Here is a 14,995-nt window from a genome sequence, read left to right as displayed (position 1 = left end):
TTGGGAGGACCTGAAAATGAAGAAGACCACCTGCAACGCACTTATCGCGGCCGTCCTCGTGCTCGGGGCCTCGCCGGCCTCGGCGCGCGAGCTGGCCGTGCTGACCCGGATCGACGACAAGACCGTCGAGCTGACCCGCGAGGATACCGCACCGGTCACGGTGTGGATCAGCGCCGATACCCTGCTCGACAAGGGTGATACGCGCTTTGCCGCAGCCAGCAACGATGGCAAGCTGACGCTGCCGATCCCGGTGACGGAACGCCGCTACGTCATCCTCGAAGGCAAGGGTGCGCATCGTACCGTCGTTGCCGAACGTGTGCTGCCGCTTCAGCAGGGCAGCAACTTCCGCGACATCGGCGGCTATGTTACCAAGAGCGGCAAGACGGTGAAGTGGGACAAGGCATTTCGTTCCGGCGCGATGCCACTGCTGACCGAGGCGGACTATGCGCTGCTCGGCCAGCTCGGCATCGGCAACGTCGTCGACCTGCGCTCGCTGGAAGAGCGTGAAGTAGCCCCCGACCTGCTGGACGACCGCACCGGCGCGTTGTTCATCGCCAACGACTATTCGATGAAGCCGCTGATGGCGAATTTCAGCAAGGGCGGCGGCGAGAACGCTTACATGGGCATGGAAAAGATGCTGGCCCCCCAGTTCCGCTCCATTTTCCGCCGGCTGATCGCGGATGAGGGCGCCGTGGTCTACCACTGCTCGGCCGGGCAGGACCGCACCGGCATGGCCACCGCGCTGCTTTACGATGTATTGGGCGTGGACCGCGACACTATCGTCAAGGACTATCACCTCTCCACCGCGTTGCGCCGTACCGAGTGGGAAATGCCCAAGATAGACCCCAAGGACTATCCGAACAATTTCATCGTCCAGTATTACTTCAAAGACGGTAAAGGGCAGCCGCACAAGGCCGAACCGCTGTTCACGCCAAGCGGTGCTTCGCATCTCGTGCAGTTCTTTGCCTATATCGATAAGCAATATGGTGGTTCGGAAGGCTACCTCAAGCAGGCGCTGGGCTTCACCGACCAGGACATCGCCAAGTTACGGGCGACCATGCTCGACTGACCTCGCGGGTTTCTTACGGTGCTGCGAATGGCCTGCCGCCGTTCGCAGCGCTGTCAGAAGCGGCGAGACACGCCAAAATACACTTCCAGGTCAGGCGCATCGTGGTCCAGCCCGGCATTGGCGCCCACATCGAACTGCAGGTTCTCCCCCGGCTGCCATGCCAGAGACAGCCCCGAGACATGCTGTACCTGATGCCCCTGCGGGTCATGGTCGGCCATGACTTGATACTCGGCCGTCGCCGTCAAAGTCTCCGCCACTTGCAGCGACGCGCCGACGACCTCGCTGAATGCCAGATGGCGCCCGCTGCCGTCTTCATCCACGGCGGCGTCGACCTCCGTAGTGGCGGCAATGTTGATCTTGTCGGATAGCTCGTAGGAAAGCGGCAGCAGTGCGCCGGCGCTCCAGTCACCCGCACCGATCGGCTCTCGTCCGACGGGCAGTGTCACGAACGGCATAACCGCCACTGAAAAACCGGACCCGTCAGGGTGTACCAGATTGCGGCGCAGTGCCAACGTCACGTCGCCGGTGCCGCTGTTATGTTCGATGCTGCCCGCCGCGCGGGTTCGAGAAAACCCCAACGCGGTCCAGCCGATCTGCACTTCGGAATGGTCTGCCACACCGTAGCGAACCAGGAAGTCACCTGCGAGGAACGTATCCTCACGTTCCCCGGCGCTGCGCTCCAGCGTCCAGTCGCCGATACCGGCTTCCACATAGACCTGACCCGGCGATACCGTGCAGGCCGGCGTGCCGATACCCGGCCGGTCGGAGCAGAAATCACGCTCCTGAGCGCTGGCCACCTTGGGCACCAAAGCAAGCGCCACCAAAACGACTATTCCAATCCGCATGATATCACGCTCCCCAGTACGCAACGGAGTATGTCTCGGCCGCCGGGCATGTTCCCGCCAACCGGCGAAAACACACGTTTTTTAAGCCGTCCGCCACCTTCGGGCCTGCCCCGCTGCCGTGACAACGGTGCGAGCCAAAATTGTCCACCCAAGGGGCCCAGCAACACGGCGAACTGCGTGGCTAACGAGTGCAAACTGCTTGGCAGGCCAAACACGGCTGGCATCCCCGAGCGTTACAGGCGAAATAGCGCGAGAACCTCAGCGGCTTTCCGCTGCCTGGAAACGCGGTTGCGTTTTTGTGTTGTAGAAAACGAATTCCCAGGTGCAAAACGCGCACTTGTGCCGCACCGCAGCATCGGCCAAAAGGAGCTCGCCTTTCAGGCATCCTCTCCCAAAACTTTCAAAGCCGGCCCTTGTGGCCGGCTTTTCTTTTGCTTGTGCGCCGCTCAGAGTGAAATGGCGCCATTGATGCCCCGTATCTTGCTGCGACCATGCCGGCACGATCCTCCTCGCCAAAGACCCATCGCGCGCGGCTAGGCAAAGCCGCCGGCCGCTTTCGCGCGGACATGACTCACGCATACACCGAGCTACAACCGCACCGCGAATGCGCAGGCAACATTATATTACCAGTAAGATATACCAATATCTGAAATCTGGTCTGATATGATATTGCCATAAAAAGAGATCCGATGTAGTCCAATCATCAAGACCGGGATTTAGCCGGCAGGAATGGTGACGGAAGGGGATTTTTGCGTGAAAGGCCGCTCGATTCGTTTTGCGTGGAGCATCGTGCTTCTCCCGGCCCTGCCCTGTCCGGTGCTCGCAGCTGAATTTCTCGTGCACGATCAGGCCGAATATCGCGCAGCCATAGTAAAGGCCGCTCCTGGAGATATCGTCAGGCTTGCGGATGGCGAATGGAAAGACTTCCCACTCCTGTTTGAGGGAAAGGGCACCGAAAAACGTCCCATTACCCTAACCGCGCAGACCAAAGGCAAGGTCGTGCTATCGGGCACCTCCAGTCTCAAACTGGCGGGAAGCTATCTCGTCGTGTCTGGACTGGTCTTTCGTGGCGGCCATGCGCCGGGTGCTGAAGTCATCAGTTTCCGGCGCGATTCGCAGAATGTCGCCGCGCATTCGCGGCTGACCGAAATCGTCATCGACCATTTCAACCAGCCCGATCGCCGCAAGGAAGACCGCTGGGTCTCTCTCTACGGGCATGATAACCGCGTCGACCACAGCTGGTTCGCGGGCAAGGGCAATGCCGGCGTCACACTCGCCGTCATCCGCCCCAAGGGGCAGGCCGGGGCCAACAACCACAGAATAGACCACAACTATTTCGGCCCCCGTCCGCCGCTGGGCTCGAACGGCGGCGAGACGATCCGCATCGGCACCAGCGAGGAGTCCCTTTCCGATTCCGCCAGCATGGTCGACAGCAACGTGTTCGACCGCTGCGACGGTGAAGTCGAGATCGTCTCGGTGAAGTCTGGCGGCAATATCATTCGCGGCAACCTGATCCTGCGCTCGCAAGGGTCGATCGTGCTGCGCCACGGCAACGGCAATCTGGTTGAACGCAATGTCTTCATGGGACACGGCAAGCCCCATACCGGCGGCGTGCGGGTCATCAACATGCGTCAAACCGTGCGTGACAACTACATGGAGGGTTTGGCGGGAACCGATTTCACCAGCGCGCTCGCGGTGATGAACGGCGTGCCCGGCTCCGCGATCAACCGCTATCACCCCGTGTCGCAGGCAGTGATCGCGGGCAATTCAATCCTGAACGCGGGCCGCATCACGCTGGGCGCGGGCGCCGATGCCGAACGCACCGCAGCGCCATCCCATAGCGAACTTCGCGGCAACCTGATGACGGGCGCGAACGCGGACACGCTTTTCCAGATCGAGGCCGACACGCGCGGCATCGTTTTTTCCCGCAATGTGACCAGCGCTGCTGTGCCTGCCCCCCTGTCCCCGGGTGTCCGCCAGATCGCCACGGCACTCGCAAGGGCAGGCAATGGCCTGCTCTACCCCGCCGACCCGCAACTGGCGCAAGTGGGTGCTCCGCGCGATTTGAAGCCGCTCGCCCTGAAGGATGTCGGACCAGACTGGTATGCAAAGCCGGCGGACCAGACCGGTTTCGGCACCGGCCGCAGCGTTACCGTGTCGGCGGACGGCCTTGCGACTGCCACCGCGCAGGCCACACCAGGCGAGGTCCTGCGGCTCAAGGCGGGGCGTTACACCGTCAACGCCCCTCTGAACATCACCGCTGCGCTGACGATCACCGGGCCGGCAGCCGCCGAGATCGTCTTTTCATCACCCACCCTTTTTGCGCTGGCGGAAGGCGGAAGCCTGCGTCTGGAAGGGCTGACCATCCGGGGCGACAAAGCCCCGCGCCTGCCCGGCAACGCCGCCGTGCGCGCCGCGCAGGTATCCACCATCGCCAACTATGCGGTAGAAATGGACGGCACCGTTTTCACGGGCATGGACGCAGCCCCCGACTTCGACCTCATCGCCACCGCCCCCGCCACTTTCGCGGACCACATCGATCTCAACGGCATCTCCGTTACCGGCCTTTCCGGCAAGGTTCTGGCCGCCAGCGCCGAAACCAGCGGCAGGGGCCTTTATGCCGCTGAGCACATCCGTATCATCAATTCGCGCTTTGAACGCATCGGCGCCCTCGCCGATATCCTGCGCGGCGGGACCGACGAAAGCACCTTCGGGCCGGAAGTGACGATCACCGGCAATACTGTCGCGCAAAGCGGCCGCGTGCTGCTGACCCTGTCGGGCGTGCAGTCCACCCTGATCGAAGACAATACCTTCCGCAGGGGCGGCGCCATCACTCTGGCGCACAGCGTCGGATCGCCGGACACCCGCATTCGGGGCAACCGACTGGTCGAAACCCCGGAGCCGCTCATCAAGAAACTTTACCCGCAAGGCACCCCGAAAGTTCAGGTGTCGGACAACACGCGCAGCGGAGACGCCTCATGATTGCCCGCTCTTTCCTCATCGGCGTGGCAGCCATCGCCATGTCGCCGCTCACGCTTCCCATGGCCGCGCAGGCCGCGGCGGACGATGCCCACCCTGTACTGATGAATGCCGGCAAGCTGTCCGCCCTCGGTGCGAATGCGCAAGCCTATCCCCTGTTTGGCGAAGAACTGGCGCGCGTGCGCAAAAGTGTCGATGCCGCGATGAAGGCCGGCATCAGCGTGCCCGTGCCCAAGGATGCGGGCGGCGGTGCCAGCCACGAACAGCACAAACGCAACTACACGGCGCTCTACGGCGCCGGGCAACTCTATCGCATCACGGGAGAGCGCCGCTACGCCGACTTCGCGCGCGACATGCTGCTGGCCTACGCCAAGCTCTACCCCACCCTGGGCCCGCACCCGGCGGCGTCGAACCAGGCCGCCGGGCGCCTGTTCTGGCAGAGCCTCAACGACAGCGTCTGGCTAGTCTACGCCGTCCAGGGCTACGATGCGGTGCGTGATGCGCTAACCCCGCAGGAACGCCAGACGATCGACGACAACGTCTTTCGCAAGACGGCGCAGTTCCTCTCTACCGGGTCGCCCAAAGTCTTCGACCGCATCCACAATCACGCAACATGGGCCAATGCCGGCGTAGGCATGACCGGCTACGTCCTGCGCGACCCCGACCTTGTCGAAAAGGCGCTTAAGGGCCTCGACAAGAGCGGCAAGTCCGGGTTTCTGCGCCAGCTCGACCTGCTGTTCTCGCCCGACGGCTACTATGCGGAAGGGCCGTATTACCAGCGTTACGCCCTCCAGCCCTTCGTCATTTTCGCGGCCGCCATCGAGGCGAACGAGCCGCAGCGCCGCATCTTCGCCTATCGGGACGGCATCGTGCCCAAGGCCATCCGCACCACGATCCAGCTGACTTATGACGGCTATTTCTTCCCGCTCAACGACGCCATGCCGGACAAGAGCCTGCGCACCGAGGAACTGTATCAGGCCGTCGCCATCGGGTACGGCGTGACCCACGATCCCGCGCTGCTTTCCATCGCGCAGTGGCAGAAGCGCACGGTGCTGACGCCTCAGGGCCTTGAAGTCGCGCGCGATGTCGCCGCGGGCAAGGCCAGGCCCTTCCCCTTCGCCTCTATGCTGCTGCGCGATGGGCCGGACGGCGACAAGGGCGGCCTTGCCATCCTGCGCGCCGGGCCGGGCGACAAGGATCAGGTGCTGGTCGCCAAGAATACCGCGCAAGGCATGGGCCACGGCCATTTCGACAAGCTGAACTGGCTGCTCTACGACAACGGTCAGGCCATCGTGACCGACTATGGCGCCGCGCGTTTCCTCAATATCGAGGCCAAGGACGGCGGCCGCTACCTCCCCGAGAACGAGAGCTGGGCCAAGCAGACCGTCGCCCACAACACGCTGGTGGTGAACGAGACCAGTCACTTCGGTGGCGACGCCAAGCTGGCCGAAACCCTCGCCCCGCGCCAGCTTCACTTCTCCGGCGAAGGCCCCACCCGCGCCTCGATCGCAGAGATGGACGGGGCCTACCCGGGCGTCACCTTCCGGCGCGCGCTGGTGCAGCTCGATATCAAGGGCCTGAAAAGCCCGCTCATGGTCGATCTGCTCAAGGTGAAGGGCGGCAAGCCTGCCCGCTACGACCTGCCGCTGCACTTCGCCGGGCACATCATCGACACCGGCTTTCCCCTGCAATCGAACGTGACGACGCGGCCCTTGCTGGGCAAAGCGGACGGCTATCAGCACCTCTGGGTCGATGCCACCGGCAAGCCCGGCGCTGATAACGGCGTTCTCACCTGGATCCAGGACGGCCGTTTCTACAGCTACCGGATCGCCACGCCCGGCGTCACCATGATCCTGGGCGAAAGCGGCGCCAGCGACCCGCGCTTCAACTTGCGGCGCGAACCTTTCGTAATCCAGCGGCTGGACGGGGCAACCGACGCCGCCTTCGTCAGCCTGCTGGAGCCGCATGGCCGCTACGACGCATCGGCCGAGACCACCACCGGCAGCGAAAGTGCCGTGCGCGGTTTTACCCATGCGCGTCAGGGCGACCTCGACGTCGTTACCCTGACCCTGCGTGATGGACGGCGCGTGATGCTGGTCCTGGCCGACGACACCGACCCAGCCCGCAGCCATTCCCTGCAGGTCGGCGGGAAAGCGCAAAGCTGGAAAGGCCCGGTCGGCCGCTTCGACGGGGAGAAGGCCAAGTGAAGAACATGCGCTGGTTGGTCATTACCCTGATCGGGTTGGCCACCGTCATCAACTATATCGATCGCAACGCGCTGGCCGTGATGTGGCCCGCGGTCTCCAAGGAGATCGGCGCGGACAAGTCCGACTATGCCCTGCTTGTGACGATCTTCATGATCGCTTACGCCTTCGGGCAATCGGTGTTCGGCAAGATCTTCGACGTGATCGGCACCCGCATGGGCTTTGCCGTGTCGATCCTGTTCTGGTCGCTCTCGATCGGGCTGCATTCGGTGGTCCGCTCGCTGGGCCTGCTGTCGCTGCTGCGCGTGACCCTGGGTGTCAGCGAGGCGGGCAACTGGCCCGGCGCGGCCAAGGCCAATGCGCTGTGGTTTCCGCAAAAGGAGCGCGCACTGGCACAGGGCATCTTCAATGCCGGAGCTTCGCTGGGCGCCATCGTCTCGGCGCCGCTGGTAGCGCTGCTGTTTACCGGCTTCGGCTGGCGCACCACGTTCCTGCTGATCGGCGTGCTGGGCTTCCTCTGGCTGCTGCCCTGGCTGTTCTTCTACCGCGCCGACCCGGATGGCCACCCGTGGCTGACCCAAGCCGAGCGCGACCATATCATGGGCACCGCCGGGGATAGCGCAGCGCCCAAAGCCCCGGCCTACGCCCCCGGCTGGACCGAGATGCTGCGCCACAGCGAAAGCTGGGCGATCATCCTCAGCCGCTTCTTCCTCGATCCGGTCTGGTGGCTGTTCGTTTCGTGGCTGCCGATCTATCTGGCCGAGACCTTTGGCTTCGACGTTCAGCAGATCGGCATGTTCGCCTGGGTTCCCTTCGTGGGCGCAATGGCGGGCAGCCTGACCGGAGGGTGGCTGTCGGGCAAGCTGATCGCCCGCGGACGCACGGTGAACTTCGCCCGCAAGACGGCGATCACGCTGGGCTGCGTCATCATGCTGCCCCCGCTGCTGCTGACCATGCATGCCGCAACGCCGCTTTATGCCGTGCTGCTGATCGCGGTGATCCTGTTCGGTTTCCAGATGGCAATCAACAACATCCAGACCCTGCCGGCCGACTATTTCGGCGGCGGCACGGTCGGCTCGCTGGCGGGCCTTGGCGGCACGGCAGCGGTGGCCGGAACCCTGGTCACCACTTGGCTGGTGCCGTCGATGACGCAGGAAAGCTATGCCCCGATCTTCGCACTGGCCGCCGCGCTGGTGCCGGTATCGCTCCTTTGCGTCTGGCTGCTCGGCGGCCGGATCGCCCCTCTCACCTCACCCTCCCATCTCAATAACGAGGCCTAACATTATGCGTTTCAAGGACAAGATCGCCATCGTCACCGGCGGCGGCCGCGACATCGGCAAGTCGGTATCGCTCCAGCTTGCGCGCGAAGGCGCCAAAGTGGTCATCAACTACCGCAGCAACCGCGAGGAAGCCGAAAAGACCCTGGCCGAGATCGAGGCCGCAGGCGGAACTGCAATCATCCACCAGGCAGACGTCAGCATAGCCGCAGACGTGACCGGTCTGATCGCTGCTACCGCCGCCGCCTTTGGCGACCGGATCGACTTCGTGGTGAACCTCGCTGGCGGTATGGTCGCGCGCAAGACGCTTGCCGAGATGGACGAAGCGTTCTTCGACCACGTCATGGACCTCAATCTCAAGTCCGCCTTCCTCGTCACCAAGGCCGCGCTGCCGCACCTCGCCAAGGGCAGCGCGATCGTCAACATCGCCTCGCTCGCCGGGCGTGACGGCGGCGGTCCGGGCGCCAGCATCTATGCCACCTCGAAGGGCGCGCTGATGACGCTGACGCGCAGCTGGGCCAAGGAACTGGGTCCGCAGGGCATCCGCGTGAACGCCGTTTGCCCCGGCCTGATCGGCACCAGCTTCCACGACATTTTCTCTAAGCCCGAGGGCCGCGCCGCGACCGCCGGCAACACCCCGCTGCGCCGCGAAGGCCACCCCGATGAAGTGGCCACCACCGTCTCGTTCCTGCTCTCGGAAGACGCCGCGTTCCTGACCGGCGTAAACCTCGACATCAACGGCGGCCTGGCCTTTTCCTGAGGTATAACATGATGTTGCGACAGGTATGGATGATCGCGGGGGCAGCGGCAACGCTGGCCCTGCTACCCCCCACCGCGCAGGCCCAAGCGGCTGCCGCCAACCCTGACAGCAGTAAGGGCCGCACGGTTCGCACCGACGCGGAAAAGCTGGCGGCGGACAAGATCGTCCTTGTGGGCGATTCCACCATGGCCCCGACCAGCGGCTGGGCATCGCTTTTCTGCGCGCATCATGTGAAGTCGTCGGTCGCCTGCCTCAACCTGGGGCGCGGCGGCCGATCGACCCGCAGCTACCGACAGGAAGGTTCATGGGACATCGCCCTCGGCGAGGCGAAAGTGCCGGGCTATCGGCGCACCTACGTTCTGATCCAGTTCGCCCATAACGACCAGTCCACCGTCGCCGAACGCTGGACCGAGATGGGATCCGAGTTCCCCGCCAATCTGCGCCGCATGGTGGAAGAAGTGCGCGCGGCGGGCGCCATGCCCGTGCTGCTCACCCCGCTGACCCGCCGCGAATTCGTGAAGGGCAAGCTCAACAACACGCTGGAGCCGTGGTCCGCCAAGGTCCGCGATGTAGCGACCGCGATGAAAGTTCCGCTGGTGGACCTCAATGCCGCCAGCGCCGCAGCGGTTCAGGCCATGGGGCCGGAGGCATCAATGACCCTGGCCCAGACGGCACCTAACGACACTGAACGCGGTGCGGCACGTACCGGAACCACCCTGAAGCCGCGCCCGGCGGCAGAAGCGCGTCTCCCCGACGTACCAACCACCGCTGACGGCCCGCGTGCGCAGTTCCAGCGAAAATTCGATTACACTCACGTAGGCGATAAGGGCGCCGACCTGTTCGCTGCCCTGGTCGCGCAGGGCCTCGCAAAAGCGGTGCCTGATCTACGCAGCCAGATCGCACCCTGATTCACAGGCGGCTCACGCCGCTTACCACCAAGCCTGCCGATCTCGAACGTGCTTATGCGCGCGGCACCGTCGCGCAGCCTGACTAAAACTGTTCATACCAATTATGCATTACAATTATTTGATAATTGGACCATACATTGGGTTGACGCGAATCTTAAATTTGGTCAGCAAGAATAAAAATACCCATACGGGAAGAGGAAACATGATGCTGTCATCAAAGTGGGCGTCACAGCGCCGCGCCATCCGTTGTTCGCTGCTTGCCGGCATCGCTTTCACCGGCGCACCGGCCTTCGCTCAGGACACCGCCCCCCAGCCCGCCGAGCAGCCGCAAACCATCGGGGGCGCCACCGCGCCCGACATCATTGTCACCGGCTTCCGCGAGACGCTGCAAACCTCGATTAGCGAAAAGCGCCGCGAAACGGCGATCGTGGACTCGCTTTCGTCCACCGAAGTGGGTGATCTGCCCGCGCTTTCCGTGGGTGAGGCGATCCAGACCATCACAGGCGCGACCTCGCACCGTGAAAAGGGCGGCGCTTCGGAAATCTCGCTGCGGGGCCTCGGCTCGTTCCTCAGCAACACCACCTTCAACGGGCGCGATGCCTCTAACGGCAGCGGCGACCGTGCGGTCAACTTCAACCAGTTCCCGTCCGAACTGGTCAACGGCATCAAGATCTACAAAACCCAGCAGGCCGACCTCGTCGAAGGCGGCGTTGCCGGCACGATCGAACTGGGCACGATCCGCCCGCTATCCTTCAAGAAGCGCCGTGTGCAGTTGGAAATGAAAGGCTCCTTCAGCCCCTATCAGGACCGTGTGGTCGGCTCTGACGGCCTTGGCTGGCGCGGCACTGCCAGCTATGTCGACCAGTTCGACGCCGGTTCGCTGGGCGAGATCGGCGTGGCCGTCGGCTTCCAGCGCAACAAGACCAACAACCCCGAGGAAACCTACGCCGCCAGTTCCACCTGGGTCGCCTGCAACCCCGCCGTCGCCGTCCCGGCCGGCAACTGCTCGGAAGTCAGCCGCGAACAGGCCGCCGCCGGCACCCCCTTTGCTCTGGTCCCCAATGCGGCGACCTTCCGGCAGATCAGCGAAAGCGACAAGCGCGACGCCGTCTTTGGTGCCATCCAGTGGAAGCCCAGCCCGACTCTCGATATCAACCTCGACGTTCAGTATTCCAAGCGCGACTATTCCGAAAACCGACGGGACTTGAACCTGTCGGAACTGCGCTACGGCCTGACCAACATGGAGTATGACGAGAACGGCGTCCTTAGCCATGTCGAAGGCAAGACCTCGCTGGAAGCGGTCGGCACCCTGCTGGAACGGCAGGAGGAATACCTCGGCGGCGGCATGAACGTGGAGTGGCAGGCCACCGACCGCCTGACCATTAAGGCCGACGCATCTTATTCGCGCACCGTGCGTACCGACGTTGAACGCTCCGTTCGCCTGCGTACCGATCCGCTGGATATCTACGGCAATCGCACCGCGATCAACAACCAGCGCGTCGGCTATATCTATGATGTGGCGCCGGGCAGCTACGCCCCCACCCTCACCATCGACCCGCGTTTCAACGTGAACGACCACAGCCTGTTCAGCGACGACGCCCGCATACGGCGCGACGAACTGCAGCGCCGAAACGAGATCATAGCCGGGCGCCTCGATGCGACGTACGAGATGGACGGCTTCCTGCGCGGTATCGCGACAGGCGTGCGCTGGTCCAAACTTACGTATTCGGACTACGACGACCGGGTAGAAATCACCCAGGATGATCGCAATGTCGACCGCGACGTAAACCTTGGCTGCCGCACGATCTTCCCCCAGCGCGACTACCTTTCCAATGCGCCCGGCGGCCAGCTTTCCAGCTGGGCGACCTTCGATCCGGTCTGCCAGTTCCAGGGCTATCTCGGCACCGAAGACCCTGGCCGCAACGACGACGTCCGCTCTGTCGCGAACCGCGACGTGACGGAAAAGACCTTCGCCGCCTACCTCATGGCCAACTATGAGGGTGACCTGGGCAACATGCCGATCCGCGGCAACTTCGGCGTGCGCGCGGTGCAGACGCGGGTGACGTCGAAGGGCCTGCGCAGCGATCTTGAGGTCGTGACCAATGGCGACGGTTCCATCCGTCTGGTCGACAGCGGCGTGTTCGACACGGTGACGATCAAAAGCAAGAGCACGCGGTTCCTCCCCAGCCTTAATGCTATCTTCGAACTGAGACCAGACCTGCTGCTGCGCGTCGCCGGTTACCGCGCAATGTCGCGCCCTGCGCCCAGCGCGCTCGGCGCGGGCCGCACGATCCAGCTGGAGGACGGCACCAACTTCAGTTCCGTGGCCGATGCCATCAGCCTCATCACCGCGAACGGGTCGCCGCGCCTTAAACCGCTGATGTCGTGGAACGCCGACGCGTCGCTGGAATACTATCTCAACAAGGACTCGCTGTTTTCCGCTACCGTTTACTACAAGCAGTTCTCCGGCGGCTTCATCCCGGTCGTGCTCAACGAGAACTTCTCGATCGGCGGGCAGGACTATTCCATACCGGTCGTGCAGACCCAGAACAGCAGCCAGAAAAGCCGCGTCTACGGACTGGAAGTGACGCTTGCCAACCGCTTCTCGTGGCTGCCCGCTCCCTTCGACGGTCTGGGCGGCAAGGTCAGCTACAATTACGCCAACTCCAACTTCAAGAACGAGGATATTCGCCTTGGCGCGGTGCTAGACCCGGAAACGGGCGTGACCACGCCAGGTATGATCCCCGCTGCGAACCTTTCGGGCTATTCCAAGCATGTCGTCTCGGCGCAGCTTTATTATTCGCTGGGCGGGCTGAACCTTCAGGCGATCTACAACTACCGCTCGAAGTATTACCAAGACTTCGTTGGCGGCAATTCGCAGCTTCGTTATGTGCGCGGTAACGATACGGTAGACCTGCGCGCCTCGTTCGACATCAACAAGAGCGTGCAGCTCCAGCTTCAGGCCGTGAACATCTTCGATGAGCCAAAGATCACCGACATGCCGGTGCAGGGCAGCATCCGACAGTATCACTATTACGGATCGCGGTATTTCGCCGGGGTTCGCGTGAAGCTTTGATCGAGCGGTTAGCGAATTGGTCAGGCAATTGCTTCGATTTGGCATGGAAGCTATAGGCGGACGTGTAACGAGAGAGAAGAACCCATGGCTGACAGGTTGTTTCAGGGCATTGCCGACCAAATCGTCGCACTCATCGATGAAGGAGTGTTCCCTCCCGGAACACGCCTTCCCGGCGAACGTGAACTGGCAGAGCGCTTCAACGTCAGCCGCGTGACCATTCGCGAGGCGGAAATCGCGCTTCAGGCCGTGGGTGTCATCAAGATCAAGACCGGCTCGGGCGTCTACGTTGCGGACCGGAACGACCGCAGCGACGATACCCTGCCCAAGGTCAGCGCTCTGGAACTGACCGAAGCGCGCTCATTGTTCGAATCCGAGGCGGCGGCTCTGGCCGCGCCCGTCATCTCGGACCAGACACTGGCGCGGCTGGACGAACTGCTAGCCGAGATGGCGACGGAGACCGACGATGAGAAATCGACGGAGATCGACCGCGAATTCCACATGGTCATCGCGTCGGCATCGGGAAATGGCGCGATCACCCATGTCATCCGTACACTCTGGCGGCTGCGCACCGAACTGCCAGAAGTGCGCCACACCCACGAAAGCGTATGCCATCACGACGGCATGACGAGGCAGGACGAACACGCCGCCGTGGTTGAGGCACTGCGCCGCCATGACCCGCAGGGTGCGCGGCTTGCCATGCGCCAGCACTTTCAGCGGCTGCTTGGCTCGATGCTGGACGCTACCGAGGAGCACGCCATTTCCGAACTCAGACGCAAGGCACAGGAAAGCCGCGAGCGCTTTTTGATGAGCGCCAAAATCGGCTGAACCGGCAATCTACAGGAGCTTTCCCATTACCGGCCACGTCACCTGCTTCGGCGAAGTATTGCTGCGCTTTGCCACCCCCGCCGCCCGCATCACCGTTCAGTGCGATGCGCTGGACATGGTGGTGGGCGGCGCCGAGGCGAACGTCGCGGCAGGTCTCGCCTCGCTCGGACATAGTGTGAGGATGGTGACGCGCCTGCCCTCCAGCCCACTGGGCGATAAAGCCCGCGCGGCGCTGGGCGGCGCCGGGATCGATACTACCCACGTCGCCCGCGCCCCGGGCCGCATGGGACTCTATTTCCTTGAGAGCGGGGCGGGGCTGCGCCCCTCGTCGATCACTTATGATCGCGCGGGAAGTCTTTTCGCATCCTCCTGCGCAAACGACTTCGACTTCGCGTCCGCTCTCAAGGGAAGCCGATTGCTGCACCTCTCCGGGATCACGCCCGCGCTCGGCCTTGGCGGCGTTGCGCTGGCGCAGGCCGCCGTTGCTGCAGCCAATGCTGAAAGCGTGCCGATCTGCTTCGACGGCAATTACCGCGCGTTGCTATGGGATGCGTGGGACAGCGATCCGTGCAGCATCCTGACCGACCTCATGCAATCCGCAACCGTCATGATCGGCAACCACCGCGACATCTCGCTGCTACTGAACAAGCCATTTTCCGGCGACGGGCCTGAGCGCCGCCGCGAAGCCGCGCTGGCCGCTTTCGATGCGTTCCCCAAACTGCAACTGATCGCTTCCACCGCGCGGCATATCGTAACCTCAAGCCACCACCGCATAGCTGCTCGTATCGATGCACGCGATGCGGGCCACCAGACCGCCGAAGTCGACGTGACTGGCATCGTCGACCGCATCGGCACCGGCGATGCTTTTGCGGCAGGCGTGCTGCATAAGTGGCTCGAAGGCGCGGACATCGCCGCCACCGCGCGGGCCGGCCTCGCCTACACTGTCCTCAAGCATACCCAGCCCGGCGACATGTGCCTGATAGGGCCCGGCGAACTCGATGCTTTCTCGGCAAGCGGGGGTGACGTGCGGCGATAAGATGGTACGACGCGCC

General features: G+C 63.4%; 11 protein-coding genes. 9 read left to right on the top strand and 2 right to left on the bottom strand.

Going from position 1 to position 14,995, the window contains the following annotated elements; genetic code table 11:
• Positions 1-16: 16 nt before the first annotated feature.
• Positions 17-1,069: a tyrosine-protein phosphatase gene (locus V474_RS08640; protein ID WP_059151108.1), complete on the top strand. Its 1,053-nt coding sequence runs from the start codon at positions 17-19 to the stop codon at positions 1,067-1,069.
• 53 nt (positions 1,070-1,122) lie between these two features.
• On the opposite strand, the gene V474_RS08635 is transcribed toward V474_RS08640, so the two are convergent.
• Positions 1,123-1,914 carry a transporter gene (locus V474_RS08635; RefSeq protein ID WP_059151107.1) on the bottom strand — a complete coding sequence of 264 codons (792 nt, stop codon included), beginning with the start codon at positions 1,912-1,914 and terminating at the stop codon, positions 1,123-1,125.
• A gap of 258 nt (positions 1,915-2,172) precedes the next feature.
• On the bottom strand, positions 2,173-2,415 hold the full coding sequence (locus V474_RS25540; RefSeq protein WP_148649332.1) for a hypothetical protein: 243 nt from the start codon (positions 2,413-2,415) through the stop codon (positions 2,173-2,175).
• Positions 2,416-2,730: 315 nt separating this feature from the next.
• On the opposite strand from V474_RS25540, the gene V474_RS08630 reads away from it, so the two are divergent.
• From V474_RS08630 to V474_RS08595, 8 genes are all read left to right on the top strand, one after another.
• Positions 2,731-4,896 carry a polysaccharide lyase 6 family protein gene (locus tag V474_RS08630; protein WP_236710974.1) on the top strand — a complete coding sequence of 722 codons (2,166 nt, stop codon included), beginning with the start codon at positions 2,731-2,733 and terminating at the stop codon, positions 4,894-4,896.
• Positions 4,893-7,100 (top strand): alginate lyase family protein, encoded by a 2,208-nt coding sequence (locus tag V474_RS08625; protein WP_059151106.1) that lies wholly within the window; start codon positions 4,893-4,895, stop codon positions 7,098-7,100. The genes V474_RS08630 and V474_RS08625 overlap by 4 nt, the downstream gene beginning before the upstream one ends.
• Before the next feature lie 5 nt (positions 7,101-7,105).
• Positions 7,106-8,377 (top strand): MFS transporter, encoded by a 1,272-nt coding sequence (locus V474_RS08620; RefSeq protein WP_059151470.1) that lies wholly within the window; start codon positions 7,106-7,108, stop codon positions 8,375-8,377.
• 4 nt (positions 8,378-8,381) lie between these two features.
• Positions 8,382-9,134: an SDR family NAD(P)-dependent oxidoreductase gene (locus tag V474_RS08615; RefSeq protein WP_059151105.1), complete on the top strand. Its 753-nt coding sequence runs from the start codon at positions 8,382-8,384 to the stop codon at positions 9,132-9,134.
• A gap of 8 nt (positions 9,135-9,142) precedes the next feature.
• Entirely contained in the window at positions 9,143-10,042 is a 900-nt protein-coding gene (locus tag V474_RS08610; RefSeq protein WP_236710971.1) for a rhamnogalacturonan acetylesterase, read from the top strand.
• A 202-nt stretch (positions 10,043-10,244) separates the two neighbouring features.
• Positions 10,245-13,118: a TonB-dependent receptor gene (locus tag V474_RS08605; RefSeq protein ID WP_201786013.1), complete on the top strand. Its 2,874-nt coding sequence runs from the start codon at positions 10,245-10,247 to the stop codon at positions 13,116-13,118.
• A gap of 84 nt (positions 13,119-13,202) precedes the next feature.
• Positions 13,203-13,943 (top strand): FadR/GntR family transcriptional regulator, encoded by a 741-nt coding sequence (locus V474_RS08600; protein ID WP_059151104.1) that lies wholly within the window; start codon positions 13,203-13,205, stop codon positions 13,941-13,943.
• Between the two features lie 25 nt (positions 13,944-13,968).
• Positions 13,969-14,979 carry a sugar kinase gene (locus V474_RS08595; RefSeq protein WP_059151103.1) on the top strand — a complete coding sequence of 337 codons (1,011 nt, stop codon included), beginning with the start codon at positions 13,969-13,971 and terminating at the stop codon, positions 14,977-14,979.
• Positions 14,980-14,995 lie beyond the last annotated feature (16 nt).

Source organism: Novosphingobium barchaimii LL02 (assembly GCF_001046635.1).
In the GTDB taxonomy this organism is placed as follows: Bacteria; Pseudomonadota; Alphaproteobacteria; order Sphingomonadales; family Sphingomonadaceae; genus Novosphingobium; species Novosphingobium barchaimii.
Note: the sequence above shows the minus strand (reverse complement) of the source record. Positions and strands in the feature narration are given on the sequence as shown.